The organism is Microvirga puerhi (assembly GCF_020089865.1).
Taxonomy (GTDB): domain Bacteria; phylum Pseudomonadota; class Alphaproteobacteria; order Rhizobiales; family Beijerinckiaceae; genus Microvirga; species Microvirga puerhi.
In genome coordinates this window covers 36,439-52,549 of the sequence record NZ_JAIRBM010000024.1, presented here as the reverse complement: position 1 = coordinate 52,549, position 16,111 = coordinate 36,439, and the positions used below count along the sequence as shown (strand labels likewise).

The window sequence follows — 16,111 nt, the reverse complement described above, 5'->3', positions numbered from 1 at the left end:
GGCAGCTCACAGCAATAGCCGGCCGCGATGAGGCGGCCGGCAAAGAAGGTCCTGGCTGTTTAGTTCCCGCCTGTTGCCGTCGTGGTGATCAAGCCGACGACGACAGCGAGCATGGTGATGATAGCGCCGATCACGATGCCCGCGACGGACCGCCCCACATGCTCTCTGCTCTGCTCGTCCTGCGAGGCCTGATAGAGCTTGTAGAGGGAAACACCTGTGAGGGCGGTACCGCATACGCCGGCGATGATAAGAATGATATCGAACAGGCTTTCAGAGCCCGTTTTGATCTGAGACACCTGAAGGTTGGAGCTCTTGGCCTTGTCCCTGGCACTCTGGAGCTGTTGCAAAGGGGCGGTGACATCGACCTGTGCAAACGCCCGATAGGGGATCAATACAATAATCCCGATATAACCTTTCAATAGAAGGTCAAAAAAATACTTCCTCATGCTGCTCTCTCCCGTGCTTGTTGAGGTTGTGAACGTTGAAAATACTCATCGAGAAGGATACGGCCGACGCGTTCGACTAGGGCTTCCTCGCCGTCGTCGCGTTCCTTTTCGATTCTCCGCCAGAACGACAGTGCCGAGGCATCGGGGAAACGCCACGCCAGGAATTCCAGAGCCTCTTTCACGCCGATTTTGTCGTAGAGATAATCTCGAATGAGGCGGTCCTGGCTCTTGGTCGTGAGTGCCCAAAGCTGGACGGGGCCTAGGAGGTTGGTCAGCGTGACCCAGCGCTCTTCATCCGACAGCTTGAAGCGTGCCACGAAGTTCGCGCCCTGCCCTGGTCTCGGACCATGGAGCTCGGTCTGGAGCTCGCGTTTCACCGCATCACTGTAACCGAAGATCTCCTGTGCCTGTTCACGAACTGCACCGGTCTCTGCGTTCAGAATGATGACCGTTGAAGCCATCTTCTCCAGGCCTTTGAAATCCTCCAGGCGCTGTGAGGCGAGAATGATGTCAAGGCCCCACTTTCGGCCTTCTCTCGCATCGGCATCAACCTGCTTTAGAATAGTCTGCTGACCGCCAGTGATATGGAATTCGTCCATGCAGAGACGCTTGGGTGCTTCCTGCATGGAGGCGTAGGCCCTGCGCCAGTATTCTTCATAGTGCTGACGGACATCTCTCGGGATCTCCATGTCGGCGATCTCTTCGGATCGTCCAGCGATCTTGCTGACGATCGCCTGACGCGCCAGCATATACATGATGGTGTTGTTCCTCTTCGCATCCTGATTATCGCCACGGTCAACAACGTCGTTCAAATCAATGGAGACAATCCGTGTCTCTCCAAGATCCAGCCGGGTTGAAAACGCGAAGATCGGATAGCGCTCGATGGCCTCAAGCACGACGGTGCGAACAAAGTCGCAGAAGTCCTTTGTAAAGTCAGCAGCCGTTGCCTGCTCTGAGAGAACTCGGGCCACGTCTTCCATGCGGGGACTCGCATGACGCTGGGCTCGTATCGCCGCCACGAAGTCGCCGGCAGCAACCAGCCTGTCGACGATCGACCACCAGGTAGTCTTGGGGGTGAGCAAGCCCCTCTGAGTATCGTCCAGGCGTTCAAGGGCCTCGTCGATCCTCGGATCGAGACCCTTTTCATATCTGTTCGGGGAGGCTGAAGCCTCCATATCGCTCTTCAGGCGATAGATTCGGGAAACGATGTGGCCCACAAGGGCACTGACCCGCTTGTCCTCCACACCGAACAATTCCAGGAGGAAATTTGCGATGAAGCTCCTCTCGCGCGCCAAAGGGGCTCGACGGCCAAGTCCGAGATCAAACGGATTGATGGCATGGTCTCGATCATTGAGCAGTCGAACATATCGAACTTCGTGGCTTCTCTTCTGAGGGAGAGCATTGCGGATCAGATTGATGAATCCGCTCGACGAAACACCCACATCGATAATGCCAATGAAAGGCAGCTCGCGCCCACCGGCATAAGCCGCCATATCAAAGTTCATCCGGTTGAGAAGGACTGACTTTCCAGATCCCGGCGTGGCATAAATGATCATTAGCCAGAAATTCTGACGCGCCGAGAACACCTCGAAGGGGAAGAGGCGGCCCTCTGGCGTAATAAAGAGGGTTTGACCACTTTCGAACGCTGTCGCCGGCCGATGGAACGGCATCATGTACGAGAACGCCGAGATGGGGATCGTCGTCTCGGGAGCGACCGTAGCCCGCGTCGTCATGCCCGCGACACTTTCGGTCAGTGCCCTCATCGGTGACGATGGGATATCGGTGACGAGAGGATCACCCCATGAGCCCAAGGAGCGCACAAGGAGCGATCGACGGCTCTCCAGGACCTCTGCTGACTCGTGAGGCTCCGTCCAGGTCGCAGCAATGACCCGTCCGAGGACAAAGGTTTCTTTGTCCCCCTTGGCCAGCTCCTCCATCGCTTTTATGTTCTTGAAGTAGTTTTTGTTGACGGGACTTGCCCAGGCTAGAAGGCCAGCCAGGACCTGCTTGAGACCCGCTTTGAATTCTCCGCCCTCCCAATGAAACGTTACTCGGAAGGGGATCTTCGATTCGTTGCGATTTCTGAGGAATGCCAATAATTCAGCGAAGGCCCTCGGCTCGCGAGGGAACATTCTAAATATGGCGAGAGCGTACTTGCGAGACCCGATCTCGATCGTTCTCAAATCGCGTGAGGACCTGGCGACGACCGGAAGAATCTGCCGGCTGGCTGGGGGAGCGAACAAACCGGAGAGATCATCGTCAGAGACCACCGTGGGGAACCGCTTCTCACCGGTAGCATGCGGGCGCCAGGATTTGGGCGTCTCGTGATACATGACGCCGCGCCTGATCAGCGCCAGGTCTTCACGCACGCCCTTGTCATCGGGTCCAAGGACCGTCGCCTGGACCTTTGCGGCGCTGAGGGCATCCACAACCCTTGCCACGAATGCCCCATGAACTGCCGTAAGGGATTTCAGGCGAAGGAATGGGCTCATCGCACTAGGTGCTTTGGCAAATGCCGCAGCATCAAGGCTCTTCATCTCCCTCCGCTCTTGCTCGACCTCATCGGGGAAGCCGGCCTTCGGCTGGGTCCAGCAGGCGATCGTGATGGTTTCCTCTACGACCTTGTTGGTTAGCGTCCGCTGGTATTCGTCGGTCACGACATTGACGGACAATGCCTTCAGATCTGCGCTATCGCGCAGAAGATCGATAGCCTCGGAGATCTGTTCTCGATTGTTATACGACCGCTCAAATGAGACGGCCATGGTGTGGCCGGCCTTTCGGAAGACCGAAGCGATATCGGCACCGAAGATCTGGACGAAATTCTCAACGGCCTCGTCAGGTGACAGGATCGTCGTGACCCCATCGACACGGATCAGGGTGCACATCGACCCATCGTGACCAAAGAAAACCGGGTCCGAGTTGGTATTGTCGATGGCCGCAACATCACAGAATTGGTCAACAAATTTAGGCATTGGAAGCGCCTACCTGCTTGTTAAAATACAGGTGAAGAAAGGGGAATCTGTCACGAAGCATGCGCTCGCCGGCCGGGCTCAGAAGCGCCTCCATGGCTTCCTTGGAAGCCAGGCCCTCGAGTCCCATCTCACCGAGCGTGACCTCGATCGCAGTTTGGAGATGCGCCGCGTCATTCCAAAGGATGTCGTTGAGGGATTGCATCCCGATCCGCTCGATATCGGCGAGGTATTCTCGCTGAGCTTGGGTAGCCGTGAGATCATCGACGGTGTGATCCGCTTCGCGAGACGGCAACGAGGTTACGAGGAAAAATTCCCGTTGTTCGATCATCAGTCACCCGTAAAGATGAAGGAGACGCGTGCAATGATGATCGTCGCGATGGTGATCAGTGCTCCGATGATCACCTTGAGAACATTGCCCCAAGTCTCGCCGGATTCGCCAAGCTGTGTGTCCCGATACAGCTTGAGCGCTCCATGCCCAGACATGGCGATACCGATCAGCCCGAGCAGAATGATAATGCTATCAGCCCAAATGCTTGTGAGCTGAATGATATCCTTGAGAACATCTACAAGGGTGCGATCTCCGACCTCGTTCAAAGCTTCACCTCGCTGGTGAAGACGACGCCAACACCCATTCCACCGGGCGTGGAGATCGTCGGCGGCCGGTTCATGCCCTGGCGGACCTGTGAGACAAGCTCCTGCCCCATCGGTTGCACCACAGCCATTCCGGCCTGGGTGTAGTTCACCGGGTTGTTGTTGGAGGTTACGGTCCCGTAATAGGGCATATACGAGATCGAGCGATTGCCACTGAGAAGCGTCTGTCCTACCTGCCCGACACCCTGTAACAGGCTCGACAAGGCGAGCGCCCCATAGCGCTCCAAGGTGTGCATATCGACGTTTCGGGCGATGCCCGTCCGCGCTGAGTTCTCGTCGATGGCAAAGGCATTGATCTGAGCGATGCGCCCAGAAGGCGAGATCAGCTTCGTGAACTTGATCGATGCCTGGTTCTGCGAATAGGTCACCTGACCTTCGACCCTGGATCCGTGCAGCGGCCCGTTGGTTCCATTCTCCCGATTGTCGAAGATGGTCGCATAGACGACGGCCTGGGGATCATCCGAGTTGAAACCCAGCATTAGGCGCGCATAGACGATATCTCCAGGCTTCGCGAGCACGGCAACGCCAAAATCGCCTGGAATCGATGCGCCGGCATTGGAGCTCACCTGGACCGGCTTCGGTTCGGGCTTTGCAAAGCGGACGACAACGAAGTTTGCCTGCGGCACCTTCTGTGCGTTCTCGATCTGAGACTGGATCTTCTTCGCAATCTCGTCTGAGATTGTGGGATCAGTGACCGGTGGATCGCGATACACGATGCGCTCACGGTATTCGATCCTCGGCTCGGCGGCGGTGGCCGGCTGGACAGCGCTCGCTGCGGCAATCTTCAAGGGGTCCTTGTCGTCGCCGGCCTTGAACGTCTCAGTGATGACGGTCTGGGCAACGAAGGACTTTCCCTGTCCGGCTGCATCGGCCTGTTGCTTGTTGACCGTTGATCTCCGATCGCCCTCGTCCTTGCCCACGGCCTTCATATTGTCGTCTTTAACGGTAGGGACCCGTGGGATTTCGCTGCGAGCTTGCCCGCCGCGATCGATCCCTCCGCGTGCTCCGTTCACCGCATAGAACAGACCGCCCACCAGAAGGACGATGGTGATGCCTACAATGGTCCAGAGCGACCGGCCGAAGAGTGACTTCTTTTCGTCTTCCATGGTCTTGCCCTCAGAAGTCCACGACGACGACGCGCTGCGCCCCGTCGCTGGTACGAGCCAGGATGCGTGGTATCGGATGATCGAAGCGCCAAACGCTGACCCCACCGTAGCTGGCGCGAGCATCGTGGGCGGGGTTCATGACGACGAGTGGGCCTTTAAGGTACAGGGCTCCGCCGAAGAGCCAGGCATTGGCCGATGGATCTCCCGAAACACGAAGCTCTCGCGCGCCAGGAGGTGGCGTCCCGTTTAGAAAGTCGTCCAACGACGAGTCCGGCCGGAAACCTGCCTCTCGGGGCTGCCGATCACTGGCTGCCGCAAGGCCGGTGGCGCTGCCACGTGACGGCGCTGCGCCCTTGACGCGCACGTCGATCGCCATGTCGACTGTGGCGCCCTCTTCATCCGATCCGCTCTCGACCTGAAATGTCAGCGGGGAAGCGGAACGTTCCAGCTTCACGACCAGGTTAGCCCAGGTCCAGAACCGGCAGGGCATCAGATACAGAACGTGAGGACGGCCCTCCTTATCCGCCTGAGGGGGCTTTTCGGCACTTGAGCACCCAATCCCGTTCACGGAAAGCATCTGAGGATCGTAGGCGAGATCCTCGATCGGCCAAGGATTCCCCTTCTGATCCAGAATGGTCACCGCACTCACGATGCCTTGCGCCAAAGAAAGCCGGCTGGGAACGCTTCCGTCCGGAGCTTGAGATATCAAGAGCTCCTTACGACGTGGGGTCGGTGGCTTTTTGCCGGAATACCCCGGACGCCTCAGCGAATACTCAGAATCCAGGCTTCGATCGCGAAGCTGCCCGACCTCGCTTCTGTTGAGGATCAGGGAGCTGTTTTGCTGCGTCAGGGCACCTCTGAGGCGATTGATGTCCTCTGGCGTCACCGGGCGAACGGCACGTGGGGGTGGCTCCGCTCCCCCTGTCTGGGCTGCTGCCTGGTTCTGAGCAAGAACGTGTTGAGGCAGAACGGACCATGCAAAGACAACAAACGCAGCGGCCAAATATTTGCGGTGGCGCATGAGCATCACAGCTCTCCGTCCTTGAGGAGCTGCTGACGCGAAATCACGCCGGCAGCGGCAATACCGTTCGGGTTGAGGGGAGAAGGTTCGATACGGACGATGGTGAAGATCAGGACCCGGTTCTCGGGTTTCACCTCGATGTTCGTCCGGTAATAAATCGTGACCGGAACCTCGACCTCCCAAAAGTACCTGCCATCGCGAAGGCCTTCCTGAGAGATTACGGGTTCAGCGCTGGAGACGGCGCTGACGACGTAATAATCCTTCCTCACGCGCTGGAGGATGCCGGATGCTTCGAAAGCCGAGGTGTAGTTCGAGCGACCGCTGGGCGTGAAATAGCCTTCCAGCGCAGAGTCGAGTGAACGACGCCAGTTGATGTAATCATATGAATTCAGCGCGAGAGCAGCACGGAGGGCGAAATCCTTCACGCGCGCTGCGCTGATATTGGGCTCAGTCAGCGGGATCGCAGTGCAGACGGATTGCGCATCCGAAGTCCATAGAAACTGCTTGACCGGATATCGATATGTCACTGCGTAGAGCAGAAGAAAGCACATTAAGATGGCGAGGATCAGCGATGCACCAAGGAAATAGATGATCCTCCACTGATTGCGCCCTATCAGCTCGGCAACCTGGTTCTCGGCATGGACTTGGCTGATCGTCTTCACAGCAGACCCTCCGGTTCGACTGTCCGAACAACAATCGGCTGACACCCGAAGACAGAGCCGTCGGCAACGTAGGGCGTGATATCGAAGCGGCGGGTTCGATCCGCAGCGATGAAGACAACCCCGAAGGCAAGAAGAGAGAACGTGAGAGCTGCGCTAAGCATCCAGATGATGCGTGTCTGCGCTGCAAAACGTACCTCGTAATGGTACGGGGTACGACGGTTCACCGGAACCTGCGAGGCATTGATGGGAGGAGAAGCGCGCCCTTGTGCGAATGCTCGGGAGAACGCTCCGCTCACGGCTTCCCCTCCCTGAACGTGGCGATGATCTTAGGACCATCACCCCGTTCAATCCCAGACTGGAAGTAGATGGTTCCATCGGGTCGCGGCACGAACATCAACGGTACGCCGGCCTGCAACCCAAGGGTCTCGTACATCGTCTTGAAGGCGCTAATTGTCTCGAGAAGCTTTGCCCTGATCTCGGGGGACGGGGTAATTCCAGGGAGCCGTCCTGCGAAGGCCTCAGGCAGGCGTGGACCGCTATTCTCATCCTTCAAAAGCTCTGCAACGATGCGTTCGCCGCCTGCGGCCGGCTCCAAGACCGCCATCGGGAGCCATTTGATAGGGATCTGCTGATCGAGCTCGTCGAAGGCCTGATGGCAATAGGGGCATCGGGGGTCGAAGAAGATATAGGCGGTTCGGGCCGCACCTTGAGCCCGGCTTCCGGGAACCCAGGACAATCGTTCGAACAGGTCGAGGACCTGCTTCGCTGTCGCTGGGTTCTGCATTGCCGTCTTCGCGATCTCAGCGCCGCTTGCCGACGGCTGCTGAGGCAGAGGCTGACGCATCGGTTGCGGTGGCGGCAGTTCAGGCCGTTGTGCCGGCGTTGAAGGAATCTGCTGCGCTGGTGCTGCTGGATAGTATGCAGGTGGGGCTTCTGCGATGCGTTCAGGTTGGCGATGCGTCAGTACGTATGACACCGCTGTGATCCCGGCCAAGCCAAGGATCGTACCCGACCAAATTACCTGTTTTCCAAGACCTGACATCCGCAATCCTCTCCCGTGGACATGCAACGGAGAATTGCCGCGTCAGACTTAGAATGTCAACTTTTTTAGGATACAGATTTTATGCTACTTTCCTTGCGGAAGGATGCTTCTGGGACCTCATAACCCAGGCTCTGGGGAGCGAGTTGGGGCCGGCCCTCCCCGATCGAGCCAATCCAGGAAATCAGCTCTTGCCTCTTCGAATGAGATGCTAAGCGAACGGTCCTGAACCTGCTCGAAGCCGAGGCGACATAGGTCGGTACTGACGCTGTGCTGGAGAGCGGCGCGCTTAGCCATCGCGACAGTTCTCAGGCCTTCATCGTGTTTGAGCATCGGAGAGGCATGCATTACCGCCGAGAAGTCGTAGAGATCACGGCCTTTGAAGCCGGCAGCACGATAATGCAGCTTCTGCCCCAGGATCTCCTTGTCTGGCATCGCCAAGAATGGGCCTTCGATGACACCCGGCAGGGTCATTTCCAAGGGCTTGAGATCCGGGAACACCGGGGCGACCAACAGAAAATCGATTTCCCCAGCGGCGAGCTCCAGGCGGAGATGGTTCGGAGATTCAACGTAGTCACGGAGGCCATGCAAATGCCTATCGTGAAGGCGCGGAGTGAGCAGGGATAGGTGCTGCAGATCGTTCAGGAACAGATCTATATCTCTGCTCGATCGATGGCCGTAACGCAGCATCAGCATCGTGCCGCCGCCCCACACCCATTCTCTGCGCTCGATCCCGGCGTTGACCAACAACGCCTCGGCGCTGCGGATCAATTCCTGCCAGGCTGCCACGCGGTCAATTCCTCAAGGGACTCTCCAAAGAGGTCACGCGCCCGTGCGTCCAGGTCCTGGACAGACAGGCCAATCTCGGCTGCAAGTTCCAAGAGGCGCGCAAGCGGGGTTTCCGACAATCCTTGGTGGACGCGAATTCTTTCCGGGTCTGAGGGCACGGCTCCTTTGAGGACAGCCTCAAGACGCGCGGCTGTCAGCGGCCCGTAAGAAGTGCTTCCGTGCGAGGCGACGGACTGAAGGGCACTGCTCAAGCCCTGACCCAGCTGGGACTTCGGGCGGATTGCCCGTGCAGCGAAGACCGTCAGTTGCTCATCGTCCTCAAAAACCTGAGCCTCATCGAGCCGACCCTGCCCGACCAAGGCCTTAACAGATCGATCAATCAGGTCGTCCACGACGTAAGCAAGCCCGAAGGCGCGCGAAGCGATGTCGGCTGCCGTCGGCATTATGCCGGCCGCATTAAACCGCCAGACCGCTCTATAGACGCGCTCGTCCATGTCATCCACCGATGCCGTCACAATATTATAACCAATCTATGCCACTACGATAACCGTGACGCTCGGTCTTGAATGAGTTTTCGAATCCCCTGACCTTGCTCCTCCCCGCTTCGGCCTGCCCCACGGAGCGCTGCTCGTGTTGCCAGGGTGCCGAGGGCGGTCACACCGAAACCACCGCCCGGCAATTGTCCCATCGGATTGATCCGATTGGTAATGGCCTCTGTCGGGTTCGCTTTGACCATGCTCGACATGCCAACCCCGATCCAGCCAAGCGCATAGTCACCAAGGCCTGGAATGAGGCCACAGATGTGCAGCATCGTCACGACCATAACGGCGAGATAAATGAAGATGCTTCCGAGGAAGATGAAGACGCTTGCCACGTTAGCCGTCGGTGCCACCATGTTCATAATCCCCGAGAAGATCACATTGATGAAGTCCACCGAGACCCGCATCAAGATATAGGCGGTGATCAATCCTATGACGATGAATATTGGACGCAGCAAGACACCAAAAAGAGTGAGTAGAACGTTGTGATTCGACCCAATGAACGAGCTCTGGCGTGCCGGTGCAAACCAAATGATGACAGCAACGGGAATGGCGAAGATCGCCTCAACAGCCAAAATCGCCCAGCCGACCACTGCTCCAATGAAGTAGAGCAAGGGTATGTAGGGGATAACAACTGTGAAGGCGACGCCTAGCAGAAGAAGGGCCGTTGAGATGGGGTCCAAGAACTTATCGAGAGTGGCATTGAGCACTGCAACAGCCTTGTTGGGAATGAAGCTGGCGAGAGCAGTTGCACCCTTGATCGCAGACCCCGCCGTGAGGAACCAGCTACCGACCTCTTGGAAATCAAGCATGGGATCGCGCCAAGCATTCGTCGCCGGCCCACCACCCATGATGCGAACGAACTTGTTGTAAACGGTCGAAAGGATCTGACTTCCGTTGCTGAAATCCTCTTGCCCGATGGTCTTCACATCGCGCGCTGCCGAGGCCACCCCGGCGAAAGTGGAATCGAACGTCGAAAGGTAGAGCAAGTCGGCCTTGAGCCCGAGGAAGGTTGCCTCGTTCACTGTCGATCCACCCCACCAGGAACGGCCGAAAATCCGGTCATACCGTGCCGGCATCGCGGCATCGAGCTCGGTCGCGTTGGTCCCAGAGGAAAGGCGAACATAGACCTGGCTGAGCAGACGCTGCCAGTTGCCAGCAAACACCCAGCCGTTGCGCTTGGCCTGGTCAAGGAGCTCAACTCCCAGCTGATCAGTCCTTACAGAGGATCTGAAGCTCTCGATATGCTGCTGAGAATAGGCCCGTTCGGCTTCATCAACTGCCGTGGAAATCATGTCACGGATCTTCGACTCGTTCCGCTGCTCGGAAAAGATTGATTGCGCGATCGTTTCAGCGTCGCCATCGAGCTTCGTGATCGCTGACTGCATGGCCTGGCCTGCCGATGCTATCGTCGCTTGATCTAGGAGCTCCGAGAAGCTTTTGGCCGACATGATGGCCCCATTGGACTTGGCGGCGTCGATCAGGTTCGTAAGGGTAACAGTCCCACAGGCCGAATCTGCGCCCGAGAGTCCCCCACGGCTGCCAGAAAAGGACCAAGCCCTGGTTTCATAGACATCCCTGGTATTGAGGATATCGATCGATCTCTTAGTGACCTGGTCGCGAACGGGGCTCAACTGCCCGCTGACGCCCAAGGTGGTAGCAACCTTGTTCACGTGAAGTTGGCAGAGGTAGCCTGCTGTTCTCGATTGCAGAGCTCTCGCGAAATCCTGCCTCACCTGCACCATGAGTGGAGATGCACCGATCTTCTGACTTTCGGCTGTATAGTTGATGCCAGACAGGGCGGATTCCGCCACTCTGGTCCAGGCCGTATCTCCAAGACCTGAGCCCAACACAAGAAGCCAGATCACAATCAATTGGGCGATGGAAAATCCACCACTCACGGGAATGAGAAGAAACGCGCCGACGGCTGACCTGATAAGCGTGTATTTGGTATCGGCAGAATTTCCCAAGACCTCGCCATCTGAAGCGGTGTCAGCGATCATCGAATAGGTTGTGTAGAGAGCAACTATCGCTCCGAAGATCATGACCGCAAGGTTTAGAACTCCGATAAGCTGGGAAAGCATTGTCGTCGAAGACTGAGATAGTCCAGTCCCGTCGGCAACCGCTCGCACGACTGAGCCGAAGATCCGTTCCAGGATCGTGACGGCGTAGTCGTCCTGGACGGGCTTGAAGATCCCCGTGTCGAAGGCGGTCTCGGAGCTCATAGGTTAATCCGCCTCACGCTTCATCTGATACAGCGATACGTTATCGAGATTCCTCACCTCGGCGATCTCTCCAAACAATTCTTGCTCTTCGAGCGGGAATTGACCTGTTTCTGAGAACCGCGAGCCGCTCTGGTACTTTGCGTCCCCATCATCACAGATGAGGCCCACGCCGGCGCATGCAATCGACAGGTCGGCTGCCGGCCCTAGAAATCCTTTCATCACGACGATCTTGCCATCGTGTTCGCCGGCATAAGCCCACCGTGCAGGAGCGCCTGGCTCATCTGCCATTTCAAGGAAGACATGGTACTGGCAGTATTCGTCCGCGCCCTTGAATTCCAAGGTCTCCAACGCAGTCGCGAACGTCTGTGTGGCGGGATCAATGAACAGCTGGTGAGCCCGGCCATCGATCATCCGCGCAATGACGGAGCCCGTGCTTCCATTCTGAGCGGCGGTTTCAGCGCGTTGCGTCATAACGATTCTCCTCCAAATCATTGATGAGTCCTGGAGCTGTCTGTCCCGATGGGCCGAAGCCGGTCGCCTGTCCATCAGCGGAGACCGTGAGCCCCAGGCTTCGAACGCGCTCTTCCGTTTGCGCATCGAGCTCCAGAAGGCTTGGATCAAGGTCGAGTGCAGCACCCGTCAGGCGCAATGCCTCGGCTCCAAGCCCTGTGTCCTTTTCTACCGCCCCATCAGCCGAGAAGGCCCCATCTGCCGACAAGCGGCGGGCGTCTCGGAGGAGATCCGGCAGTTCCTCTTCACGCTCAAGCCCTTCCGCGAAGAACTTGGTGGCAACAGCTTCAACCTGTTCCTCTGTGTCACGCATGCGCTGGTCTTCCCGGAAAGAAAGATCTGGCATGTCCAACAGGTGGTCCGACTGGCCCGCGAAGGCATCGTCATCATCGACCGTGACACCGGCTTGGAAAAGATTTTTCAGGATATGGTCAGTGTTGCTCATCCGTCGCCTCCTCCGTTCGCTGCGATGTTTCGCCGGCGAGAAGTACGGCCATGACAGCCGACACGCGGTCGTCGATCTCCGTGTCGATCCTTTGAAGCCTTAAGGATAGCGCTCGCAGTTTGGTGAATTCCTGGAGCAGGCCGCGCTCATGCTTGGTTGCGAGCTCCTTCTGCCAGGCCTCGAATTTCGGGCCACCGCCATAGACTTCCAGTAGCTTGTCGATGGCCTCGACCGCAGATCCGGCGCTACCCCCATGGCTGGCACCATGGTAGGCGGCCCTGACGGCTGCCAGTGACATGAGCGCCGGCGACCGTAGGGCTTCGGCCCGCCTCGCCTCCAACAGGCGGAGACGCGCTTCCAAAGGCCGATCAGTCGCGAGTGATTTACGAAGGGGAAGTCCGGCTGCATGGGACAGGAAGCGCCCGGCGTCCTCGTCGCTCCCAGACAGCAGGCTTTCCACATCGACCTGTGCCGGCGAGTAGCTCGAGATCCTGGCCTTGATCACCTGGTCAACATCCTGTGCCTTGCCAGGCCCAACATCAACGCTGTCCAACTTGAGCAGATCGGCAGCGCCTTTCGAGATGTTCTCGATCGAATCCAAGGAGGCACCGATAAGGTCTGCCGATCCGCACGGATCGACCGACTGCCCACGGGGTCCGAACCTCTCTTGAGCTGTGAGGATCGCTTCTCGCTGGTTTTGTTCGACGTACACTGACGCGGACGCCTCCTGAGCCTTACGCGTCACTGTCACCTGCCGCTCGCTGTTGACATCCCCGTTCTTCGTGAGGACTTTCACGGCCGAGATGATTTTCTCGATGTTCAAGCGGTTCTGCTCAGTGATCACATAGCCCGCTTGATCCACTCTCTGATTCAGAAGCTGGTTCGCCTGGTCGAAACGAGTGAGCCAGAGATTGTCATCGACCGCGATGAGACAGAATTCCGCATGGGCTTGACCGCCCCAGACGAGGCCTGCTGCCAAAATAACGGAACGAAGACGATGCATCGCTCGATTGCTCATGGTTCCGTTCCTTCCGAGCCCTTCTTGATGGTCAAGAGGTTGTCGGTACGGGCAAGGGCATATCCGGCGATGGCGAGCTCGGTGTTTATCCTTTTCTTAATTCTGACGAGCGTTGAAGCGATGGTGGCAGCCTCGATCCGCACGGCATCGAGGAGTATTCCGCGCTCGTGGGATGCGGCCATTTCGCTAGCCCACCGCTGACCGCCATCGTCCCCGATCCAGGTTTTGTTGAGCTCTTTCAGCTTATCGTCGACCTCCTTATAGGAAGCGACGTTAGCCATCGTTCGTGCCGCGATCGACTGAAGCGCTGCCTCACGCATATCTCCGAGTCGACTGACCTGTTCGCCGAGCGTGTTGCTTGTGCTCGTAGTACGCTCTCTGGGAGGCCCGATCACGAAGTTGATATAGTTCGCGGCCTGGGTGCCGCCCTCGAAGAGAACCGCGGCTGATTGCGCATCACCATCCGCGCGTGAAATCCAATCCTGCGTCGTCCCTCCGCCAGGTCGCGCCACGTATGACGATGCCAATGTCTTCGCCTTGGTGCCGGCATTCCGCGCGGCTGACGCAAAGTCCTCGGCTTTCGAAATGGTCGTACAGGCGCTGTACCCGACTGACTTGTATCGCTGGGTCGCGTCCAGGACCTGCATGTTCGTCCGGTGGCTGGACCAGGCCGAAGCCGAAGCCTCTGTGCCCTTCTGTGTTGCCGTCGCATTCTGCTCACCTGAAATGCTGTCCTGTTTCGTCGCCACCTTAAGAGCCGACAGAAGTCGCTCCGTTTGAAGATTGGCCTCCGTGACGACCTGCGACTCAACGCCTCCGATTTTCGAGAGCACGTCGGCTTCAACGGCAGCAGTCTTCCCGGTCACGCGAAGCTCTACCCCAAGGCAGAACTCGGCCGAGGCCTGGTGCGATATGAGCGCCGAGGAGAGCAGAGCGGCGACGCCAACGATATACCTATTGACCATCAAGCTGCCCCTCCATGCCGGATAGCAATATTCCGAACAAAGCTTGGCGTGCTCCTGAAACGAGCGCTGCCCGTCTGCGGTCATTGAGCAATGCTGCTCGACCAGCGAGATCTTGAGCTTGAACATTCACCGTCGGCATCGGCGCTACGACATCGATGTAGTCCGCTCCGGTGAGGACTTCCTCAGAACCGTAGGAGCGCCGTGCAAGGAACACTGACGCATCCGAATCCCCTGCCGCATACCCTCCGGGACGCTCCGACTGGCAAATTCCAGCCGCCATCTCTTCGCGACTGCAATAGTAGGTGAGCCGATTGTCGATCGAATCCGCCAACCGGCCGGCGAGATCGCCACCGGATTTGATCCATGTATCGTCGACCAATCCTGTTTTCTGGCGAACCGTCTCAAGGGTTTCGTCCACTCGCGCCAAGGCCCGAGCCGAGCCCGTAACTCGGCATGCGTTGTACCCTTGCCCTGTGTCATAACTCTGCCGCTGACGGGCCTCGTTGATCTTCGCCGACAAGTCCGACTGCACCTGGGCGGACACTGAGGCCTCCGCGCTCTTGCGCCATGCGATCGATTGTTGATCGCTGGCGGTCTGTGAACCTTTGGTCTCGACCTTCACGGCTGAGACCAGCTTTTCGAAAGCAACTCTCCAGTCCAAGAGACCATCAGCGAGCGTGAGGGGTGATGTTGCAGTCTGCGCCTGGGCGATACTGGCCCAGCCGGCGATGATAGCTGCGGTGAGCATCACGGAAGCCGACGAACCCATGGAATGCTACCTAGTCCCAAAGATGCTATCGGCAAAGCCGGAGCCAGACTTCGGAGCGACGGACGTAGCCGTCGGCGTTTGCTTTGTCTGACCTTGAATCGTGAACTGACTCGACGGCGGCGTTTGTTCAACCGGTGTTTGATTGGTCGTCTGCCCCCCATTGCTGGGGACTTCGGAGATCCGCGAGAAGTCGTATTGGCCGACATTCGGAATGTTAGGAAGCTGAAGCCCACCGGTGGACCCGCCAAGGATCGATGATAGCTCACTGCCGATGGAGCTCGAAAAGTCGGTGATGGTGGATCTCAACCGACCGAGGAGCTTATTCATCTGCTCATTCAGGACGCCACATAGCTGTGTCTTGGCCTGATTAAGGAGATTTTCAGCCGTGCCAGCGAGGCCTCCCTGAAGAAAGCCGGCAGCGTCAGGGATCAGGCTCGACAGGTCGAACGATTTGAAGAGGTTCGGGTTGATGCACGAATTGGCGCCGGTGAAGAATTCCGGAACGTTTACCTTCGCCGCATCGATCAACGCGATCTGCTGCTGAAGCGCTGCGTCCGAGGCTTGCTGGATGGAGCACCCACTGGACTGTTGGCTCGATTGGGCTGCCCCCTCCCCGACCATCGCGATGAAGACCATGGCTGCGGTGGTCGCCAGGATGGCTAGATACCGTATCGTCATCAGAAGTCCCTCCCACGACGCTGGATGACTTCGTCGACGAGCTGCACGCGCTGCGGGTCAAAGAAGAGACTGGCAACGTGACGCGCGGCATTGATTGTCTCGGTGGTCGCCGCCGTGAGGCCATTCTTGCGACCGTTCGATAAGAACCTCGTTAGCTCGGGGAGCGGCGGTGCCGTCACCGTCCGAGCTGGAGGAGCATTGAGGGTCTGGTCGGACATTACGCAATGTCGCCTTTTGTTTGAAAACGACATTCATTAACATTCCCCCAGCCTTCGG

General features: G+C 57.9%; 19 protein-coding genes. All 19 read right to left on the bottom strand.

All coding sequences use genetic code 11. The features are described from left to right. Positions 1 to 59: 59 nt before the first annotated feature. Complete coding sequence (locus K9B37_RS22045; RefSeq protein WP_224315696.1) at positions 60 to 446, bottom strand: hypothetical protein; 387 nt, start codon at positions 444 to 446, stop codon at positions 60 to 62. Further along, positions 443 to 3,418 (bottom strand): putative type IV secretion/conjugal transfer ATPase, encoded by a 2,976-nt coding sequence (locus K9B37_RS22040; RefSeq protein ID WP_224315695.1) that lies wholly within the window; start codon positions 3,416 to 3,418, stop codon positions 443 to 445. Before K9B37_RS22040 ends, K9B37_RS22045 begins: the two co-directional genes overlap by 4 nt. Beyond that, positions 3,411 to 3,746, bottom strand: a complete 336-nt coding sequence (locus K9B37_RS22035) for a hypothetical protein (RefSeq protein WP_224315694.1) — start codon at positions 3,744 to 3,746, stop codon at positions 3,411 to 3,413. The genes K9B37_RS22040 and K9B37_RS22035 overlap by 8 nt, the downstream gene beginning before the upstream one ends. Then, complete coding sequence (locus tag K9B37_RS22030; RefSeq protein ID WP_224315693.1) at positions 3,746 to 4,012, bottom strand: hypothetical protein; 267 nt, start codon at positions 4,010 to 4,012, stop codon at positions 3,746 to 3,748. The genes K9B37_RS22035 and K9B37_RS22030 overlap by 1 nt, the downstream gene beginning before the upstream one ends. Further along, the gene (locus K9B37_RS22025) at positions 4,009 to 5,175 is read right to left on the bottom strand and encodes a DotG/IcmE/VirB10 family type IV secretion system protein (RefSeq protein ID WP_224315692.1); all 1,167 of its coding nucleotides are present in this window, start codon (positions 5,173 to 5,175) and stop codon (positions 4,009 to 4,011) included. Before K9B37_RS22025 ends, K9B37_RS22030 begins: the two co-directional genes overlap by 4 nt. A gap of 10 nt (positions 5,176 to 5,185) precedes the next feature. Then, positions 5,186 to 6,196, bottom strand: coding sequence for a DotH/IcmK family type IV secretion protein (locus K9B37_RS22020; protein WP_224315716.1), 1,011 nt, complete (start codon positions 6,194 to 6,196; stop codon positions 5,186 to 5,188). 5 nt (positions 6,197 to 6,201) lie between these two features. Beyond that, the gene (locus K9B37_RS22015) at positions 6,202 to 6,858 is read right to left on the bottom strand and encodes a DotI/IcmL family type IV secretion protein (protein WP_224315691.1); all 657 of its coding nucleotides are present in this window, start codon (positions 6,856 to 6,858) and stop codon (positions 6,202 to 6,204) included. After that, complete coding sequence (locus K9B37_RS22010) at positions 6,855 to 7,154, bottom strand: hypothetical protein (RefSeq protein WP_224315690.1); 300 nt, start codon at positions 7,152 to 7,154, stop codon at positions 6,855 to 6,857. Before K9B37_RS22010 ends, K9B37_RS22015 begins: the two co-directional genes overlap by 4 nt. Next, on the bottom strand, positions 7,151 to 7,642 hold the full coding sequence (locus K9B37_RS22005) for a thioredoxin domain-containing protein (protein ID WP_224315689.1): 492 nt from the start codon (positions 7,640 to 7,642) through the stop codon (positions 7,151 to 7,153). The genes K9B37_RS22010 and K9B37_RS22005 overlap by 4 nt, the downstream gene beginning before the upstream one ends. Before the next feature lie 375 nt (positions 7,643 to 8,017). Next, on the bottom strand, positions 8,018 to 8,686 hold the full coding sequence (locus tag K9B37_RS22000) for a nucleotidyl transferase AbiEii/AbiGii toxin family protein (protein WP_224315688.1): 669 nt from the start codon (positions 8,684 to 8,686) through the stop codon (positions 8,018 to 8,020). Continuing rightward, entirely contained in the window at positions 8,665 to 9,180 is a 516-nt protein-coding gene (locus tag K9B37_RS21995) for a hypothetical protein (protein ID WP_224315687.1), read from the bottom strand. Before K9B37_RS21995 ends, K9B37_RS22000 begins: the two co-directional genes overlap by 22 nt. Before the next feature lie 44 nt (positions 9,181 to 9,224). After that, positions 9,225 to 11,450, bottom strand: coding sequence for a DotA/TraY family protein (locus K9B37_RS21990; protein ID WP_224315686.1), 2,226 nt, complete (start codon positions 11,448 to 11,450; stop codon positions 9,225 to 9,227). A gap of 3 nt (positions 11,451 to 11,453) precedes the next feature. Next, positions 11,454 to 11,921 carry a hypothetical protein gene (locus K9B37_RS21985; RefSeq protein ID WP_224315685.1) on the bottom strand — a complete coding sequence of 156 codons (468 nt, stop codon included), beginning with the start codon at positions 11,919 to 11,921 and terminating at the stop codon, positions 11,454 to 11,456. Next, positions 11,905 to 12,405 (bottom strand): hypothetical protein, encoded by a 501-nt coding sequence (locus K9B37_RS21980; protein WP_224315684.1) that lies wholly within the window; start codon positions 12,403 to 12,405, stop codon positions 11,905 to 11,907. Before K9B37_RS21980 ends, K9B37_RS21985 begins: the two co-directional genes overlap by 17 nt. After that, positions 12,392 to 13,423 (bottom strand): hypothetical protein, encoded by a 1,032-nt coding sequence (locus K9B37_RS21975; protein WP_224315683.1) that lies wholly within the window; start codon positions 13,421 to 13,423, stop codon positions 12,392 to 12,394. The genes K9B37_RS21980 and K9B37_RS21975 overlap by 14 nt, the downstream gene beginning before the upstream one ends. After that, positions 13,420 to 14,388 carry a hypothetical protein gene (locus K9B37_RS21970; RefSeq protein WP_224315682.1) on the bottom strand — a complete coding sequence of 323 codons (969 nt, stop codon included), beginning with the start codon at positions 14,386 to 14,388 and terminating at the stop codon, positions 13,420 to 13,422. Before K9B37_RS21970 ends, K9B37_RS21975 begins: the two co-directional genes overlap by 4 nt. Then, positions 14,378 to 15,157: a hypothetical protein gene (locus K9B37_RS21965; RefSeq protein WP_224315681.1), complete on the bottom strand. Its 780-nt coding sequence runs from the start codon at positions 15,155 to 15,157 to the stop codon at positions 14,378 to 14,380. Before K9B37_RS21965 ends, K9B37_RS21970 begins: the two co-directional genes overlap by 11 nt. Before the next feature lie 6 nt (positions 15,158 to 15,163). After that, on the bottom strand, positions 15,164 to 15,835 hold the full coding sequence (locus K9B37_RS21960) for a hypothetical protein (protein ID WP_224315680.1): 672 nt from the start codon (positions 15,833 to 15,835) through the stop codon (positions 15,164 to 15,166). After that, positions 15,835 to 16,053 (bottom strand): hypothetical protein, encoded by a 219-nt coding sequence (locus K9B37_RS21955; RefSeq protein WP_224315679.1) that lies wholly within the window; start codon positions 16,051 to 16,053, stop codon positions 15,835 to 15,837. Before K9B37_RS21955 ends, K9B37_RS21960 begins: the two co-directional genes overlap by 1 nt. Positions 16,054 to 16,111 lie beyond the last annotated feature (58 nt).

Bases quoted from the DNA above. Each gene is read 5' to 3' on its own strand.
- K9B37_RS22045 (WP_224315696.1), bottom strand. From the start codon at position 446: ATGAGGAAGTATTTTTTTGACCTTCTATTGAAAGGTTATATCGGGATT.
- K9B37_RS22040 (WP_224315695.1), bottom strand. From the start codon at position 3,418: ATGCCTAAATTTGTTGACCAATTCTGTGATGTTGCGGCCATCGACAAT.
- K9B37_RS22035 (WP_224315694.1), bottom strand. From the start codon at position 3,746: ATGATCGAACAACGGGAATTTTTCCTCGTAACCTCGTTGCCGTCTCGC.
- K9B37_RS22025 (WP_224315692.1), bottom strand. From the start codon at position 5,175: ATGGAAGACGAAAAGAAGTCACTCTTCGGCCGGTCGCTCTGGACCATT.
- K9B37_RS22020 (WP_224315716.1), bottom strand. From the start codon at position 6,196: ATGCGCCACCGCAAATATTTGGCCGCTGCGTTTGTTGTCTTTGCATGG.
- K9B37_RS22005 (WP_224315689.1), bottom strand. From the start codon at position 7,642: ATGCAGAACCCAGCGACAGCGAAGCAGGTCCTCGACCTGTTCGAACGA.
- K9B37_RS21995 (WP_224315687.1), bottom strand. From the start codon at position 9,180: ATGGACGAGCGCGTCTATAGAGCGGTCTGGCGGTTTAATGCGGCCGGC.
- K9B37_RS21990 (WP_224315686.1), bottom strand. From the start codon at position 11,450: ATGAGCTCCGAGACCGCCTTCGACACGGGGATCTTCAAGCCCGTCCAG.
- K9B37_RS21985 (WP_224315685.1), bottom strand. From the start codon at position 11,921: ATGACGCAACGCGCTGAAACCGCCGCTCAGAATGGAAGCACGGGCTCC.
- K9B37_RS21980 (WP_224315684.1), bottom strand. From the start codon at position 12,405: ATGAGCAACACTGACCATATCCTGAAAAATCTTTTCCAAGCCGGTGTC.
- K9B37_RS21975 (WP_224315683.1), bottom strand. From the start codon at position 13,423: ATGAGCAATCGAGCGATGCATCGTCTTCGTTCCGTTATTTTGGCAGCA.
- K9B37_RS21970 (WP_224315682.1), bottom strand. From the start codon at position 14,388: ATGGTCAATAGGTATATCGTTGGCGTCGCCGCTCTGCTCTCCTCGGCG.
- K9B37_RS21965 (WP_224315681.1), bottom strand. From the start codon at position 15,157: ATGGGTTCGTCGGCTTCCGTGATGCTCACCGCAGCTATCATCGCCGGC.
- K9B37_RS21960 (WP_224315680.1), bottom strand. From the start codon at position 15,835: ATGACGATACGGTATCTAGCCATCCTGGCGACCACCGCAGCCATGGTC.
- K9B37_RS21955 (WP_224315679.1), bottom strand. From the start codon at position 16,053: ATGTCCGACCAGACCCTCAATGCTCCTCCAGCTCGGACGGTGACGGCA.